Below are 14457 nucleotides of genomic sequence, written 5' to 3' on the forward strand. Positions count from 1 at the left end.
AACACCGTTCCCCGCTACGGCAAGGGCGGCGCTCTGCTTGACGTATTCCGATATGGGAATACGATGGCTGTCATGGCACGAGCAGCGACGACGTCGGACGCGTTCAACGCGATAGCCGAGCCGCAGCGCCGGGACATCCTGGCGCTGCTGCGGGCGGGTGAGCGGCCGGTGACCGACCTGGCCCGGGAGCTGGGGATGAGCCAGCCGGGGGCGTCCAAGCACCTGCGGGTGCTCCGGGAGGTTGGGCTGGTGCGGGTCCGCGGGGCGGGCAAGCAGCGCCTCTACGGCCTGGACGCCCGCGGGCTGCGGCCGGTCCACGAGTGGGTCGGCGGATTCGAGCAGTTCTGGAACGAGAGTTTCGACCGGCTGGACACCTACGTGCAGGACCTCAAGCAGACACGACAGGAGGAATGACCGATGGCAGGGGCAAGGCAAGAAACGCGGGCGGAACCGGCGACGGCCGACCGGGAGATCGTGATCTCCCGGGTCATCGACGCCCCGCGGGAGCTGGTGTTCGAGGCGTTCACCGAGGTGCGGCACCTGTCGCGGTGGTGGGGTCCGCAGGGGTTCACCACCACCACGCGGTCCTTCGAGTTCCGCGAGGGCGGGGAGTGGGTCTTCGTGCTGCACGGGCCGGACGGCACCGACTACTCCGAGTGGATCCGCTGGCTGCGGATCGCCCCGCCGGAGCGGATCGCACTGCTGCACGGTGAGTCCCGCGACGACCCGAACGCCTTCGAGTCGGTCCTGACCTTCGCGCCGGACGACGCGGCGACCCGGATCGTGATGCGCACGGTGTTCCCCACCAAGGAACTGCGCGACGAGGCGGCCGAGAAGTACCACGCGATCGAGGGCGGCCGGCAGACCCTGAACAACCTGGCGGCCTACGTCGCCGACCTCGCGCGGAAGGGGGCGGAGGGCTGATGGCCGGGAAGGTGTTCTTCAGCGTGTCGATGTCGCTGGACGGCTTCATCGCGCCCGAGCCCGTGCCCGTCGAGGACGAGCTCTTCGCGCCCGACAAGCAGGACGACCCGGACGTGCAGCGCTGGATGGCGCAGTGGACGGGACTGCAGCAGTGGGTCTTCCCGCTGCGGTTCTTCCGGGAGAACCTGAAGTTCGGCGAGGGCGGCGAGGAGGGCCGCGACAACGACATCGTGCGGGAGACGTTCGAGCGCACCGGCGCGAGCGTCATGGGCAAGCGCATGTTCGACCTCGGCGAGCAGTCATGGCCGGAGGAGGCGCCCTTCCACACCCCGGTCTTGGTCGTGACGCACACCAAGCGTGACCCGTGGGAGCGTCCCGGCGGCACCACGTTCCACTTCGTCAACGACGGCATCGAGCACGCCCTCGACCAGGCCCGCGACGCCGCCGGCGACCGCGACGTCCGTATCGCCGGCGGCGGCGCGACGATCCTGGAGCACCTGAACGCCGGCCTGGTCGACGAGTTCTCGATCGCGCTGTCGCCCGTGCTTTTCGGCGCCGGCACCCGCCTGTTCGACGGCGTGGACGCGTCCAGGGTCGCGCTGGAGCCGGTCCGTTCGGAGCCGTCGTCGCGGGTGACGCACCTGACCTACGCCGTGCACCCACGGTAGCCGCGCCACCACTCCACCCCAGCGACCCGAGCACCCACGGCGCACACTGTGCCCCGCTCGGTGGTCGAGCGCATGGACCGCTACGGCCATCCGCGCGGCTTCAGCCCGACTCGACCAGCCGGGCCAGATTGTCCAGCGCCATGCGCGTTCCGGTCTCGTTGTCGGCGGCGGGCACCGCGTCAGGCACGCCCTCGTGCACGATCACGATCTCGGTGCCGCCGTCCACCTCGGTCAGCTCCGTGGTCATGGTCATCTCTCCACGGAACCCGGGATCGGCTGTCTCGAACGCGAGCACCTCGACCACCCGTTCGTCCGGGACGAGCTCCACGAAACGGCCGTGGTACGTGTCGGTGTGCGCCTCCGACTTGCCGCTCCCGGTCGGTGCGTCGTAGCTGAGCGAGACCCGGAACGCACCACCCTCGCGAGCGTCGAACTCGTGCACCTCGCTGCGCATACCGGTCGGGACCCGCCACTTCGCGACAGCGTTCGCGTCGAGCAGCGCCTGGTAGACATCCGCGCGCGAGGCGTTCACCCGCCGCGAGATTCGCGTCGTATACACGCATTTCAGCGTACACAGAGAGGACGGGGACGCAGACGCCGTTCCCGTGCGCCATCCCGGGCCGATCCACCCCGCCGCCGCGCCGGTCCGCCCGAGGTGGGGGTGAGCGCAGACGGACTTGGGTCCTCTCTTTCGGATCTTGCAGGTCGCCCGGGGTCGGAGTGCGGCGGGAAACGAGGCGGTAGGTCAGGGGAGGAGGGAGACCTGATAGTGGGCGATGGCCCAGCCGTCGTCGGTGCGCCGGAGCAGGATGCCGAGGTTGACGTGGAGAGTGGGGCGGTCGGTGAAGGAGAAGTCCACGGTCAGGTAGCCGAGGATCAGGTCATCGGCGAGGTGCCGGGTCTCCAGGATGCGGTAGTCGGCGGTCAGCCCCGGGGGCTGGGAGTCGTAGTAGGCGGCGATGTCGGAGCGTCCGGTGCTGTAGGGGTGGAGGCCCTGGAAGATCGCGTCCTCGGTGAACAGTGCGGCGGCCAGTTCCGGTCGGTGGCGGTCGACGGCGTCCTTCCAGGCGTCGAGGACGGTGCGCAGGGTGCCGGTGTCGTGGGAGGCGGTGGTGTTCATGGCGATGGCTCCGGGTGGGGTGGTGGGTGGTGTTCAGTGGCCGGCGCTGACGCCGCCGTCGACGTGCAGGATCTCGCCGGTGACGAAGGGGGCGTTCTCCAGGTAGAGGACGGCGTCGACGATGTCGGTGATCTCGCCGAGTCGGCGCACGGGCTGGAGGGCAGCGAGGAAGTCGTGGGTCTCGGGGGCGTGCATGGGGGTGCGGATGGTTCCGGGGGAGACGGCGTTGACGCGGATGCCGCGGGTGGCGTACTCGATGGCAAGGGACTTGGTGGCGGACTGCAGGCCGCCCTTGGTGAGCGAGGCGAGGACGGAGGGGACGCGGGCGTCGGCGTTGTCGACCAGGCTGGTGGTGATGGTGACGATGTGTCCGCCGTCCTGGCCGAGCATCTGGCCCGCGGCGAGCTGGGTGAGGCGGAAGAAGCCGGCGAGGTTGACGCCGGTCACGGCGGCGTAGTCGTCGGCGGTGTAGTCGGTGAAGGGCTTGGCGACGAACAGGCCGGCGTTGTTGACCAGGATGTCGATCCGGCCGAAGCGTTCGACGGCCGCGGTGACCAGGCGTTCGGCGGTGGCGGGGTCGGCGATGTCGCCCGGGACGGTCAGGACGCCCGGGTCGTCGGAGGGGGCGATGGTGCGCGAGGTGGCGACGACGGCGTGGCCGAGCTTGCGGTAGGCGGCGACGAGGGCGGCGCCGATGCCCTGGGAGGCTCCGGTGACGACGGCGACCTTCATTTCGGACGAGGACATGACATACCTCCAGGGGTTGACCGGCACCTGCACGGTCGAGTGGGTCTGGGACGCCGACGCCACCGCTCGCGGACGGGGCCTTCTTGCGGGTCCCGGCCGCCGGCTCCTGCCGACACCTCGAAGGTAGGCCGCACGTCGGGCGGCAGGCAACGCCGAACCGCCCCCGCGCCGGGACCGGCTGCCTCCCTGTTGGAAGGCCGGGCCTCCCAGCCCAGGTCAGCGACTCAGGGACGGATCGGACCGGGCCCGCCACCGGGCAGCCAGGCGTCCGGACGGGGCAGCCCGAGCCCCTCCGCGGCGTCGCCGAAGGCGTCGACCACCGCCAGCACGGCTCCCCGCGTCTCGTCGGCGCGCCGCACCAGCAGCCACGGCCAGTGCACCTCGGGCGAAACGACCGGACGCCTTGTCAGATCCGCGGGCAGCGGCACGGTCTGGCCCTTCGGCGAGTTGAGCACCGGGCGGCCCAGCCGACGGACGTGGTCGAAGAACGCCGGGCCGGTCACCCCGCTGTCGGAGATCCGCTCCACCTCGGCGCCCGTGACGCGGACCAGCTCCTCCGCGTACACGTTCCACGACGCCCAGGAGATGACGTCCTCGTCCAGCAGCACCACCGCGTCCCGCGCCCGAACCGGCCCCGAAGCCGCCCCCGCGGACACCGCGAACAACCGGTCCGCACCGATCGTCCGGGCCACCAGGCCGAGCCGCTCCAGCTCCGCGTCCGGCACCCAGCACACCGCCAGGTCCAGGCTCCCGTCCGCCACCCGCGCGGCCTGGGTGTGCGAGGGCGCCACCCACGCGTCCACGTGCACGGTCGCCACCGCCGACGTCCGCGCCGAGAAGTCCGGCGGCCACCAGTTCACGTACCCCACCCGCACCGGCTGCGCGGACGACAGCCGCCCCGCCCGCCGCCGCAGGTCCTCCGCCCGCTCCAACAGCGACCGTGCGTGCGGCAGCAGAGCGGTACCGACCGGGGTCAGCGCCACCGACCGCCGGTCCCGGTCGAACAGCACCACCCCGAGATCCCGCTCCAGCGCCTTGATCTGCTGGGACAGCGACGGCCCCGCGATCAGCAACCGGGACGCGGCCCGACCGAAGTTCAACTCCTCGGCGACCGCAACGAAGTACCGCAACTGGCGCAACTCCACACCCCCCATCCTACGACCGTGGAAGGCTGCGCCTCCCAGCCCGGAGGATGTCGGTCGTGGCGCCCGCCGCATCCCCAGGCGGAGTATGGACGACAGCGGAACCGCCCCCGGACGACCGGCCGGCGATCCGCCCCCGCCGGAGCGAAGGAGCAGCGCCATGCAGGACTTCCTGGTCGAGATCACCACCGCCGTCCCCCCGGACGTCCCCGCCGGGGAGGTCGACCGCCTACGCGCCGCCGAAGCCGTCCGCGCCCGCGAACTCACCGCCGCCGGCAGGCTGTTCAGGCTTTGGCGGCCCGTCGGCGAGAAGCGCAGCATCGGCGTCTGGCGCGCCGAGGACGAGACCGAACTGCGCACCGAGGTGCTCGGCACCCTGCCGCTGTGGCCATGGATGACCGCCGTCGTCACCCCGCTCGAACCCCACCCCAACGACCCCGGAACGACCCACTGACAGCCAGGACGGCAGAGCACCCCGAACCGGCGACACCGGGGTGGCGGCGGTAGGGCAGCTCGATGATCCATCGAGAGGCGAGGCGCTGCACTCCAGCCGAACGCACTCCCTTCTTCAGGAAGCCGGTGTCGTCCACGGGTCACCGAGCTGTTCGACGACGTAGTCACGTACATCACCAAGTACCTCATCGGCGTCCCACTCGATCCGGTTCAGCAGCCGATGGATACGGTCCGGAGCGGCATGACCTGCCTGTTCGGCCAGCGTCCAGCCGTTCTTCCGCTCCAGCGGAGCGATCAGCCCCCGCATATAGGCAAGTGCCGACTCCCGCGGCTCAGTCCTGCTGAACCGATGCACGAACCGATCGTGCAGCCGCTCCAACTCGCCAGCCCACAACCTGACATCAGCAAGGTCCCCACCCATAACCACACCAACGACCGACCTGGCCAGCAGTCACGGCAAAGACCGTTGCAGTACTAGTTCCGGCCGCGGATCAACGACATCAGCAGATCGTGGGTCTCGGCGTCGGCCGCTGCCACGAGTCCGCGGCCGTTCTCGCCGAGCGGGGCGCCGTCGATCCCCGTCACCACGCAGCCGGCGGCCCGGCACACCGCGATTCCGGCGGCGAAATGCACACTCCCGGACAGGTCTCCGCCGTCGGTCACGTACGCGGCGCGCCTGCCTGCCGCGACCCAGGCCAACGCCAACGTCGTGGAGACGACTCGCGGCCTGAACCGTTCCACGAACCCGGGGTGGGCGAGCAGGTCCACGGCCCGGAATCCGGGCGCGCTCGGAAACGGCGGGTCCAGGTTGACGTCCACCAACTGACTGGCGGGCGTGGGCGCGAGCGGCGTATCGACATCGCCGCTGCGCACCCAGGCGGCCGCAGCGTCGGTGAAGAAGACCTCATCGCTGAACGGGTCGGCCACCGCCGCCGCTCCATGGCGCAGCGCCACGTTCACCGCCACCAGCATGTTGTCGACGGCGTAGTTGAGGGTGCCGCACAGGGGATCGACCAGCCACTGGCGAGCGGCCCCCGCGGCCCCTTGCCGGCCGCCCTCTTCGCCGAGCACCGCATCGTCGGGCCGCGCGGCACGGATCACGTCCAGGATCGCTTTCTCCGCCAGCACATCGGCGGTCGTGGCGAAGTCCCCGCCGCCCTTGTCGAAGCGGGCGAGCCGCTGGCCGTACAGTCCGCGCACCACTTCCGCGCCGGAACGCGCCGCCGCCGTCGCGACCTCGGCGTCGTCCCGGCCGGCATACGAATCGATCATGGCGTCCAGAATATGGGGGCGAGGCGAGGCCCGCGACGGTGCCTGCGGACCCGGTCCGCGCCTTCGGCGTTCACCCCGCTTCCAGCAGCTCCTCCAGATCCATCAGGCAGTCGCCGCAGCCGGTGTTCGCCCCGGTGGCCTCGCGGAGGGAGGCGATGTCGTGGATACCGGAGGCCACCGCGGTGAGGATGATGCTCTCCGGGACCCGGGCGCAGAGGCAGATCAGGGGGTCGGGGGTCACCGGCGCTCCAGGGTCTTGGCGAGGAGGGACAGCGATTGGTCCAGGACCTCCGTCATGGCGTCGAGGTCGTTGGCCCCGATGACCAGCGGGGGGTGGATGTTGATGACGTCGGGGGCCATGCCGGTGGACGCGACGATCAGACCCAGGCCGGGGTCCGCCGTCAGGCACAGGCGGCGCAGCAGGGGCGCGTGGTCGCCGGTCAGGACCAGCCGGGCCGTGCCGCCGAACGCCCGGTGGCCCTCCACCAGATCCGGGTGGGACGCCTGTAGTTGGGCCAGGCGCGTGGTCATGGCCGCCGCGAGGTCGCTCATGGCGGACTCCGCGTCCGGCCAGCGGTCCCAGCGGTCCAGGACCGCCCGGGCCACTCCCAGGGCGTGCGGAATGCCGATGTAGGTCGAGGAGTGGCTGCCGGGCCGGTAGGTCTCCGGGGCGGCCAGGGGTTCGCGGGCCCAGACCGCGCTCAGAGCGGCGGCGCCGTTGGTGAGAGCCTTGCTCGCGACCACGATGTCCGGGGTGACGCCGGAGCGCTGGAAGCCCCAGCGCGGGCCGGTGCGGTGCATGCCGGTGAAGATCTCGTCGGCGATGACCACGGCGCCGTTGGCGCGTGCGTGGTCCACCGCGGCCTTCAGCACCGCGTGGTCGGGCTCCGCCATGCCGCCGACGTTCTGGACGGACTCGAAGACGAACGCGCTCACCCCGCGGCGGAAGCCGGTGCCGCCCACGCCGGACAGTTCGGAGCCCCAACGGGTCACCGCGGCGACGCAGGCGGCGCCGCAGCCGCCCCGGGCGGGGTCGGGGTGGGGGCAGCCGGCGCCGTCGTGGACCGGGAGCCGTACGACCTCCAGGCCCCAGGCCGCGAGCAGTTCGCGGTAGCGGGGGCTGGCGCTGAGCATGCTGGTCACGCCGGACCTGCCGTGGAAGGAGCCCTCGAACACGACGACCGTGCCGGGGCCCACCGCGCTGAAGGCGATGCGCAGCGCCGTCTCCATGCCCTGCGCGCCGCCCAGGTCCAGTTCCACCCGCCCCGGGACGCCGGTCGCCTCGCTGAACAGCCGCTCCAGGCGGTGCAGTACGTTCAGGCGCAGGTCCGATTCGCAGAAGGAGGGCAGCGCGGGGAGGTCCTGACAGTGGCGCAGGGCGTCCGCCAGGATGGTCCGGTCGTAGCCGAAGGCCGCGGTACCGTTCGCCGCCTCGGCGTCCAAGTACCTTCGTCCGTCGGCGGATTCGAGATGGCTTCCCTCGGCCCGTACGAATCGGGGGATGTGGTCGGCCCGGTAGATGAGGTTTCCGGCGCCCACGTGCGGCGGGATCGTGGGCCGTTCGGTCTCCGGGGCGGAGGCGAGCGGGCCGGGGGCGGTCGTCATGCGGGGATCACCTCGTGGGGGAGGGCGGTCGGGCGCCAGGCTTCCGCGGTGCCGGTAGCGATCAAGGGGGCGACTCCCGGCTCGTTGCAGTCGATCCAACTGGTCAGGACCGTCAGTACGTCCCAGCGGGCGCCGCCGCCGGGCAGCGGGGCGACGCGGAGCATCCCGAGCCAATTCCCGATGGTGTCGGGCGTGTTGTTCGCCCGGACGCACTCGCCCCAGGGGAAGGACAGGGCCGACAGACGGCGCAGGGCTGCCTCGACGTCCAGGTCGTGCGCCGGGATCTCGGCCTCCAGCTCGGTCAACAGCGCGTCCGGGGTCCACGCCGGGTGCGTCGGTCCGGAACCGAGGAGGGGACCCGCGCACCAGTCCCAGCCCGTCTGGTAGGAGAACAGTTGCAACTCCCGTACCACGTCGGCTGGTTCGTCCGCCGTGTGCATGAAGTTGAAGAGGCCGTTGACCCTGCCGATGCGGCTGCGCAGGTCGCTCGCGCGGGCCGCGCTCGGTTCCGCCGATCCCTTCGCCGCGGTCAGCCGGGCGCTGGCCGGCAGCCAGTCGGGGCGCTGCCGGTCCGCGAGGAGCACCAGAAGACTGGGCCCGGACGACAGGAGGTGATCGACCACGGCTATGCGCTGCTCCGACGCGGCGTTGAACTGATAGCGCCACAGTTCCCGCACGAGCAGCGGGTCGAAGCGTATCGGCGTCGCCGCGACCGGGTGCCAGCCCTCGGACCGCAGGATGTCCAGGATCAGCCGGCAGCGCCGGCCCGCGAAGGCGTCGGGCTTCAGCACCACGAAGGTGTGGTCGAGCAAGCTCTGGCTCGCCCGACTGCCCGCTGACGCCAGAGAGTTGATGCCCTCTCTCATATACGTGTCGTAGCGGTACGCCTCGGCTTTGGCGGGGTCCTTCGTCAGCGGATCCAGCGCCTGGGCGGCTATCGCGCTGCGCGGCACGGGTCGCTCCTTCGGTTCGGGCTCATGTCAGCTTCATTCCGCCGAGCGGCATCGGGACGCCGTCGACGCCGACGGCCGGGCTGCCGTCGGGGTGGGTCGCGCCGGTCAGCTCAAGGGAACCGGCCGCGAAGGCCCGTACCGTCCACTCCAGACAGGGGCGGTCGCTGAGCTGCTTCTGACTGAGTTCGTGCGCCCAGGCATCGGCGTCGGGCGGCAGCGGGACGGCCGGTCCCTGGCACAGCACCGCGCCGCCGTCGTACGTCTCGTCGACCAGGAAACAGGACGTACGGGTCGAGGTGTGCCCCAGCTCGATGGCCCTGGCCACTGGGTCGTTGCCGGTCAGGACGCGGGCCCCGGACGGGTCCAGGGCGCTCAGGTCGCCGGGGTGCTGGTTGATCATGCGGCCCCGGTAGCGGGTGAGCAGCTCGCCCTCGATCCAGCGGTGGTAGGCCAGCACGATCAGGTCGAGCGGGCCGTTGACCAACTCCCAGCGGGCGATGCGCCGGTCGAGTTCGTCGTGCCACTGCCGGGCCCGGCTTCGGTAGGCGGCGTGGTCGGCCTCGGTCCGGGCCTGAGAGACCAGGCCGCAGCGGGCGTCGAAGTCGCCGGGCCATGCCTCGATGCCGTGGTCGGCGGCGACGGCCAGTGCCTTGGACCGGGTGCCGTGCGAGGCGACCAGGCTGACCTGGAAGGCGTCCGGCTCGGCCGTCTGAAGATCGATGAGGGTGCGCAGGTTGGCTCCGGTCGCCGAGACGAGCACCCCCACCCGCAGCGGGCCGGAGGTGGACAGCCGGCGCAGGGGGCGCGAGGGGGTGACGGTCACCGGGAGCCGCCGACGGTTTCGAGCGAGGCCCAGCCGGCGTGCGAGGCGGCGAGCATGCCGTCGGGCAGTTCGGACGCGTCCAGCGCGGTGAGCCCGAACGCCCGGTGTGCGGTGCCGGCTGCCAGGTCCCACAGCTCGGGTCCCTCGATGGAACGGCCGATGGCGTTGCGCATCTGCTGGGCCAACGGCTGGGACCCCGCGGCGACGATGCCACCCGCCTGGTACCAGAGGCCGTTCTCCTCGCCCTGCGTCAGGTCCTGGCCGCCCAGGCGCGCCGAGTCGCAGCGGTCGGTCATCATCATCGAGTTCTCCAGGCCCATCAGGACGACCGCGCGGCTCGCGATGTCGAGGTCGACGTGGTCGCCGTCGAAGTTGATGCACGCCGCGATCCGGCCCGCGGCTGCCTCGCGCATGATGGCGCCGGGCACCGGGCCGGCGATCTCGTCCATCGCGTCGAGCGTCCAGCCCGGCAGGTCGTACGAGGCGAGGGTGGCCTCGCGGGTCTGGCGGGCCCGCGTGGTGCGGAACGCGTGCCGGATGTTGAGCGGCATGTCGTTGAAGAGGTGGTCGGTGACGACGCGGGCGCCCTGGCCGTTCCACTCGGCGTCCCACGCGATGTCGACGATGTCCGTCACCAGCTGGGCCGCCAGACGCGGGTCGCTGCGCGTGAAGTGGCCGAGCGCGGGGCGCACTCCATGGCCCATCAGCAGCGGGACGATCCATGCGAAGCCGGGGTGGCGTTCGAAGGTCTGGCCGTGGAAGTCGGAGGCGGGCGAGAAGGCGTCCGGCGACAGGACCATGTAGCAGAGGCCGTAGTCGCCCAGCCGCGCCAGGCGCTCCCACTCGGCGCGGGTCGGCGCCCATACGGTGTCGGCCGGGGTGCCGCCGTGGCTGGAGAGCAGCGGCCCCTCCAGGGCGACGCCGACGACGTGCGGGATCCGGCCGGCCCGGCGCATCGCGTCGTAGCGGTGCATGAATTTCTCGAACTCGGCCAGCCGGTGGTGGTGGAGGTAGAGCGTGGGGATGCTGAGCACGCCCTCCCGTGCGCAGACCTCTTCCAGGGCTTCCAGGTCGAGCAGGGAGAACTCGGAGAAGTCCACGCCCTCGAAGCCGTGGCAGTGGACCTCCACCGGGAGCAGCGGCGCGCGCGTCTGCTCGGCCGAGTCAGACAGGTTCCCCATGATTCATCCCTCATCACTCTCCGGGCCGTCCTGGAATCCACCGGGAATTATTGACGCGATTCCATTCCGGGAAATTTCTGATCTGCTGCCGTCCCTGCCTGAGTCAATAAACAAGGCCTGTCTGGGCGGGCGAGCGCCGACATTACCATCGAACGGGTGGTCTGCAAGGGGTCGAAAGCAGGGAAATTTACGAGCGAAAGATGTCAATACGGACACCAAGACTGCCTGTCAACTTACTCAGTCAATAAACCTTGACTCTCTTGTCATGGCTCAGTATGGTCGCCGGGAAGGCAGAGCGAGGGGGAGTCCGTTGGAACACGAACTGGTTATCTTCGACAACAGTGGTGTCCTCGCGGACAGTGAAACCCTCGGAAACCAGGTCCTGGCCGGCCTGCTGACCGCGCTCGTGGTGCCGACGACCTTCGACGAGGCGGTGGAGCACTACCTCGGCAGGACGCTCACGGACGCCTTGCGGGACCTGCGGCAGCGCACCGGCGCGGTCGTGCCCGAGGGATTCGCGGAGCGCTTCCACGCCGAACTGTTCGAGGTCTTCGAGCAGCGGCTCGCGGCGGTCGAGGGCGTGGAGCGGGTGCTCGACGGGCTCCACGGGCTCGGTGTCGCGCACTGTGTGGCCTCCAACGACACCGCCGACCGGCTTGCCCTGTCCCTGCGCCGCACGGGCCTCTTCGACCGCATGGCCGGCCGTGTCTTCAGCTCCGACATGGTCGAGCGCCCCAAGCCCGCACCCGACCTCTTTCTCTACGCGGCCGCGCAGTTCGGGGTCCCGCCCGAAGCGTGCCTCGTGATCGAGGACAGTCCGCGCGGAGTGGCGGCGGCCCGGGCGGCCGGTATGACCGTGTACGGATTCGCTTCGGTCACCCCGCGCGAACGCCTCGCCGACGCGCACCGGATATTCGACACCATGGATGAACTGGTCGACCTGCTACCAGAGTTGTTTCCCGCGCCGCTCGTGGAGGTGGTCCGATGACCGCCGCCCCCGAGGACCGGACCGCCGGCCAGGACGAGCGCGGCGACCTGCATGTCTGCGATCTCGACGGCACGCTCCTGCGCTCCGACGCCACCCTCAGCCCGTTCGCGCGCGACGGACTCAACCAACTCCTGGACGCCGGGCTCGCGTTGACCGTCGCCAGTGCGCGCAGCGCCGCCGCCATGGCAACACTGCTCGCCGGGGTGAGGCTGCGCCTGCCGGTCGTCGAACTCAACGGCGCCTTCCTGACCGACCTGGCGACCGGGCGTCACCTCGCGCACCGCACGCTCGACGTCGCCGCCACGCTGGTCGCGATCGACACGCTGGAGGCGCTGGGCACCCAGGCGGTCCTCACCACCTGGGACGGCGCCGCCGACCACGTCCACTTCGGCAAGGGGCTGAACGCCGCCGCCACTTGGTACATCGACGAGAAGCGCGCCTACGCCGACCCCCGGCTGCGGCCCTGCGCCGACGTCCGGGCCGTGGCACGCGCCGAGCACACCGCCGCGGTCATCGCCTTCGTGCCGGACGACCGGGCCGAGCGGGCCGTGGCCGAACTCGAAGAGGCGCTGGACGGGAGCGCCGCGGTGCTCGCCGCCGCGAACCGGTACGTGCCCGGCTGGTCCGAGGTTCAGGTGGCACACCCGGAGGCCGAAAAGGGGTGTGCCGTACGGAACTTGGCCCAGAGCGTCGGGATGGCGGACGCGCGGCTCACCGTCTACGGCGACCACCTCAACGACCTGCCGATGTTCTCCGTCGCCGACCGGCGCGTGGCGCCCGCCAACGCGCACCCCGACGTGCTCGCCCGCGCCACCGCTGTCACCGCCGCCAACGACGAGGACGGTGTGGTGCGGTACCTGCTGCGCGAGGAGGGCACGCCGTGTTCCTCGTGATGGAAGGCATCGACGGCAGCGGCAAGTCCACCGTCGCCCGGCTGGTCGAGGAGAAGCTCAACTCCCGCACCTCCGTCCGGACCGGTGCGTGGGGCGGCAAGAAGGCGCTGGGTCCCATGGGGGCCGAGGCCGCCGCCCGGGCCGACCGGCTGCGTCAACTGATCTGGGCCTCGCCCGAGGCGGACGGCGACACCTTCGGCGCCACGCACTGGATCCTGCTCATCGCCTCCTGGTACGCGGGACTGGCCCGGCTGCGACCCGACCTCACCGAGCCGGACCGCATCGCGGTCATGGACGGCTGGTACTACCGCAACATCGCCAAGACCCTGGTGCGCGAGCCGCTGGACGCGCAATGGGTGGAATCGCTCTTCGCGCCCGTCCCCGAACCGGAGTTGACGGTCCTGCTCGACGTCGCCCCGGAGACCGCCTGGGCGCGCCGAGAGAGCTTCAAGGACACCGAGACGGGCCGCTGGGACGGATTCACCGGTCCGCCGCGGGAGGCGTTCCACGCGTACCAGAACGTCGTACGACGCGAACTGCTGCGGATGGCGGGGGAGCGGGACTGGCTGGTGCTCGCTCCGCACCCCGACGAGCCGCCCGAGCGGATCGCGCAGGCCGTGGTCGACCGGGTCCGTACGACGAGGAGAGAGCCATGAGTCCCACCCGCGATGTGGTCGGCACGTCTCATCCGGAGGTACTCGCCGACCTGCTCGGCGATGTGCTGGGCGGCAGCAGGACGACCGCCGAACTCACCGCCTTCGCCGCCGCGGCCCCGTCCGCCGAAGTCCCCGCCCTGGTCCGCTTCCTGGAGTCGGCCGCCCGCCACGCAAGGAGCGGACCGGGCGCCCGGCACACCCGAAGCGCGTGCCGGGAGGTGCTCACCGCCCTCGGCACCCCCGAAGCCCTCGCAGCGCTCTCCGTGCTCGGCGAGCCGACCACCGCCCGCGAACACCCATGAAGCAGCCCCGCATCAAGGAGCAACCGTGATCGACTACCTCGACCGACTCACAGTCGACTGGAACGACTTCGAGGCCGCCGGCCAGATCACCCGCGAGGTGGTGCAGCGCCTCGCGGACGACAAGGAGTCGCTGCGCAAGCTCGTCTACGACGTGGAGCACAAGCCGGAACTGCTCGCCATGTGCGAGCGCCACCAGCTGCTCGACTACATCGTGCTGTACGACGCCCTGGACCGGGGCATCCGGCTGCGCCTGCACATCTCCACGGACGACCACTACGACCGTCCGCACGACCACCGCTTCTCCTTCTCCAGCCGCATCGTGGCCGGCGGCTACACGCACACCTGGTATCACCTCGACGGCGACCTGTATGCCGACGGACCGGACCCGGAGGCGCGGCAGTACCTCAGTCGGCACAACCCGGACCCGCGCGGCAACATCCACCTGGAGAAGCTGACGCCGCACGTGGTGCGCTGGGAGGAGCCCGGCAGCTGCTACACGCTGCACCACAGCGCCATCCACACCACGTTCACGACGCCCGACACCGTCTCCCTCTTCCTGCGCGGCCCGGTCGAGAAGGACCGCTCCGTGATCATGGACAAGGAGGAGGGCACGCTGTGGTGGCGCTTCGGCCGCCAGGACGAGCCCGAGGAGCGACGCCTGCAGAAGGCCATGGGCCTGGAGGCGTACCGCCAGATCCGGGAGCGCCTGGAGAAGCTCGACGTCATCTGA

19 protein-coding genes and 1 pseudogene are annotated in these 14457 nt (G+C 71.0%); 9 read left to right on the top strand and 11 right to left on the bottom strand.

What is annotated here, in order from left to right; genetic code table 11:
• Positions 1-72 precede the first annotated feature (72 nt).
• From ABZX90_RS10025 to ABZX90_RS10035, 3 genes are read left to right on the top strand one after another with little or no spacing between them, the layout of a single operon-like run.
• Positions 73-414 (top strand): metalloregulator ArsR/SmtB family transcription factor, encoded by a 342-nt coding sequence (locus tag ABZX90_RS10025; RefSeq protein ID WP_351132504.1) that lies wholly within the window; start codon positions 73-75, stop codon positions 412-414.
• Between the two features lie 3 nt (positions 415-417).
• Positions 418-924 (top strand): SRPBCC family protein, encoded by a 507-nt coding sequence (locus ABZX90_RS10030; RefSeq protein ID WP_351132506.1) that lies wholly within the window; start codon positions 418-420, stop codon positions 922-924.
• Positions 924-1592, top strand: coding sequence for a dihydrofolate reductase family protein (locus ABZX90_RS10035; protein WP_355203144.1), 669 nt, complete (start codon positions 924-926; stop codon positions 1590-1592). The genes ABZX90_RS10030 and ABZX90_RS10035 overlap by 1 nt, the downstream gene beginning before the upstream one ends.
• Before the next feature lie 100 nt (positions 1593-1692).
• Here ABZX90_RS10035 and ABZX90_RS10040 read toward each other — a convergent pair whose 3' ends face one another.
• The 4 genes from ABZX90_RS10040 to ABZX90_RS10055 form a co-directional block, all read right to left on the bottom strand.
• Positions 1693-2151: an SRPBCC family protein gene (locus ABZX90_RS10040; protein ID WP_355203147.1), complete on the bottom strand. Its 459-nt coding sequence runs from the start codon at positions 2149-2151 to the stop codon at positions 1693-1695.
• A 186-nt stretch (positions 2152-2337) separates the two neighbouring features.
• A complete protein-coding gene (locus ABZX90_RS10045; RefSeq protein ID WP_355203150.1) occupies positions 2338-2712 on the bottom strand; it encodes an SgcJ/EcaC family oxidoreductase in 375 nt (124 codons plus the stop codon).
• 33 nt (positions 2713-2745) lie between these two features.
• Positions 2746-3459, bottom strand: coding sequence for an SDR family oxidoreductase (locus tag ABZX90_RS10050; protein WP_355203153.1), 714 nt, complete (start codon positions 3457-3459; stop codon positions 2746-2748).
• Between the two features lie 224 nt (positions 3460-3683).
• A complete protein-coding gene (locus ABZX90_RS10055; RefSeq protein ID WP_355203156.1) occupies positions 3684-4613 on the bottom strand; it encodes a LysR family transcriptional regulator in 930 nt (309 codons plus the stop codon).
• Between the two features lie 148 nt (positions 4614-4761).
• Here ABZX90_RS10055 and ABZX90_RS10060 point away from each other — a divergent pair, with 148 nt between their 5' ends.
• Entirely contained in the window at positions 4762-5055 is a 294-nt protein-coding gene (locus ABZX90_RS10060) for a muconolactone Delta-isomerase family protein (RefSeq protein ID WP_351132517.1), read from the top strand.
• An 85-nt stretch (positions 5056-5140) separates the two neighbouring features.
• Here ABZX90_RS10060 and ABZX90_RS10065 read toward each other — a convergent pair.
• From ABZX90_RS10065 to ABZX90_RS10095, 7 genes and pseudogenes are all read right to left on the bottom strand, one after another.
• Positions 5141-5475, bottom strand: a pseudogene (locus ABZX90_RS10065) (transposase); the annotation flags it as partial.
• Between the two features lie 53 nt (positions 5476-5528).
• A complete protein-coding gene (locus tag ABZX90_RS10070) occupies positions 5529-6326 on the bottom strand; it encodes an inositol monophosphatase family protein (protein ID WP_351132519.1) in 798 nt (265 codons plus the stop codon).
• Between the two features lie 70 nt (positions 6327-6396).
• Complete coding sequence (locus tag ABZX90_RS10075) at positions 6397-6567, bottom strand: (2Fe-2S)-binding protein (protein WP_351132521.1); 171 nt, start codon at positions 6565-6567, stop codon at positions 6397-6399.
• The gene (locus tag ABZX90_RS10080; RefSeq protein ID WP_355203161.1) at positions 6564-7931 is read right to left on the bottom strand and encodes an aminotransferase class III-fold pyridoxal phosphate-dependent enzyme; all 1368 of its coding nucleotides are present in this window, start codon (positions 7929-7931) and stop codon (positions 6564-6566) included. Before ABZX90_RS10080 ends, ABZX90_RS10075 begins: the two co-directional genes overlap by 4 nt.
• Positions 7928-8884, bottom strand: a complete 957-nt coding sequence (locus tag ABZX90_RS10085; protein ID WP_355203164.1) for a nucleoside-diphosphate kinase — start codon at positions 8882-8884, stop codon at positions 7928-7930. Before ABZX90_RS10085 ends, ABZX90_RS10080 begins: the two co-directional genes overlap by 4 nt.
• A 22-nt stretch (positions 8885-8906) precedes the next feature.
• On the bottom strand, positions 8907-9707 hold the full coding sequence (locus ABZX90_RS10090; RefSeq protein ID WP_351132527.1) for a formyltransferase family protein: 801 nt from the start codon (positions 9705-9707) through the stop codon (positions 8907-8909).
• Complete coding sequence (locus ABZX90_RS10095) at positions 9704-10888, bottom strand: hypothetical protein (protein WP_351132528.1); 1185 nt, start codon at positions 10886-10888, stop codon at positions 9704-9706. Before ABZX90_RS10095 ends, ABZX90_RS10090 begins: the two co-directional genes overlap by 4 nt.
• Positions 10889-11198: 310 nt before the next feature.
• Here ABZX90_RS10095 and ABZX90_RS10100 point away from each other — a divergent pair, with 310 nt between their 5' ends.
• The 5 genes from ABZX90_RS10100 to ABZX90_RS10120 are packed head-to-tail and all read left to right on the top strand — an operon-like array spanning position 11199 to position 14457.
• Positions 11199-11876 (top strand): HAD-IA family hydrolase, encoded by a 678-nt coding sequence (locus ABZX90_RS10100; protein WP_351132530.1) that lies wholly within the window; start codon positions 11199-11201, stop codon positions 11874-11876.
• A complete protein-coding gene (locus ABZX90_RS10105) occupies positions 11873-12769 on the top strand; it encodes an HAD-IIB family hydrolase (RefSeq protein WP_351132532.1) in 897 nt (298 codons plus the stop codon). The genes ABZX90_RS10100 and ABZX90_RS10105 overlap by 4 nt, the downstream gene beginning before the upstream one ends.
• Positions 12757-13425: a hypothetical protein gene (locus tag ABZX90_RS10110; RefSeq protein ID WP_351132534.1), complete on the top strand. Its 669-nt coding sequence runs from the start codon at positions 12757-12759 to the stop codon at positions 13423-13425. Before ABZX90_RS10105 ends, ABZX90_RS10110 begins: the two co-directional genes overlap by 13 nt.
• Positions 13422-13727 (top strand): hypothetical protein, encoded by a 306-nt coding sequence (locus ABZX90_RS10115; RefSeq protein WP_351132536.1) that lies wholly within the window; start codon positions 13422-13424, stop codon positions 13725-13727. Before ABZX90_RS10110 ends, ABZX90_RS10115 begins: the two co-directional genes overlap by 4 nt.
• Positions 13728-13752: 25 nt before the next feature.
• The gene (locus tag ABZX90_RS10120; RefSeq protein WP_351132538.1) at positions 13753-14457 is read left to right on the top strand and encodes a hypothetical protein; all 705 of its coding nucleotides are present in this window, start codon (positions 13753-13755) and stop codon (positions 14455-14457) included.

The sequence above is a fragment of the Streptomyces sp. NPDC002935 genome, assembly GCF_040611295.1.
Classification (GTDB): domain Bacteria; phylum Actinomycetota; class Actinomycetes; order Streptomycetales; family Streptomycetaceae; genus Streptomyces.

Bases quoted from the DNA above. Each gene is read 5' to 3' on its own strand.
- ABZX90_RS10025 (WP_351132504.1), top strand. From the start codon at position 73: ATGGCACGAGCAGCGACGACGTCGGACGCGTTCAACGCGATAGCCGAG.
- ABZX90_RS10030 (WP_351132506.1), top strand. From the start codon at position 418: ATGGCAGGGGCAAGGCAAGAAACGCGGGCGGAACCGGCGACGGCCGAC.
- ABZX90_RS10035 (WP_355203144.1), top strand. From the start codon at position 924: ATGGCCGGGAAGGTGTTCTTCAGCGTGTCGATGTCGCTGGACGGCTTC.
- ABZX90_RS10045 (WP_355203150.1), bottom strand. From the start codon at position 2,712: ATGAACACCACCGCCTCCCACGACACCGGCACCCTGCGCACCGTCCTC.
- ABZX90_RS10050 (WP_355203153.1), bottom strand. From the start codon at position 3,459: ATGTCCTCGTCCGAAATGAAGGTCGCCGTCGTCACCGGAGCCTCCCAG.
- ABZX90_RS10055 (WP_355203156.1), bottom strand. From the start codon at position 4,613: ATGGGGGGTGTGGAGTTGCGCCAGTTGCGGTACTTCGTTGCGGTCGCC.
- ABZX90_RS10060 (WP_351132517.1), top strand. From the start codon at position 4,762: ATGCAGGACTTCCTGGTCGAGATCACCACCGCCGTCCCCCCGGACGTC.
- ABZX90_RS10070 (WP_351132519.1), bottom strand. From the start codon at position 6,326: ATGATCGATTCGTATGCCGGCCGGGACGACGCCGAGGTCGCGACGGCG.
- ABZX90_RS10080 (WP_355203161.1), bottom strand. From the start codon at position 7,931: ATGACGACCGCCCCCGGCCCGCTCGCCTCCGCCCCGGAGACCGAACGG.
- ABZX90_RS10095 (WP_351132528.1), bottom strand. From the start codon at position 10,888: ATGGGGAACCTGTCTGACTCGGCCGAGCAGACGCGCGCGCCGCTGCTC.
- ABZX90_RS10105 (WP_351132532.1), top strand. From the start codon at position 11,873: ATGACCGCCGCCCCCGAGGACCGGACCGCCGGCCAGGACGAGCGCGGC.
- ABZX90_RS10115 (WP_351132536.1), top strand. From the start codon at position 13,422: ATGAGTCCCACCCGCGATGTGGTCGGCACGTCTCATCCGGAGGTACTC.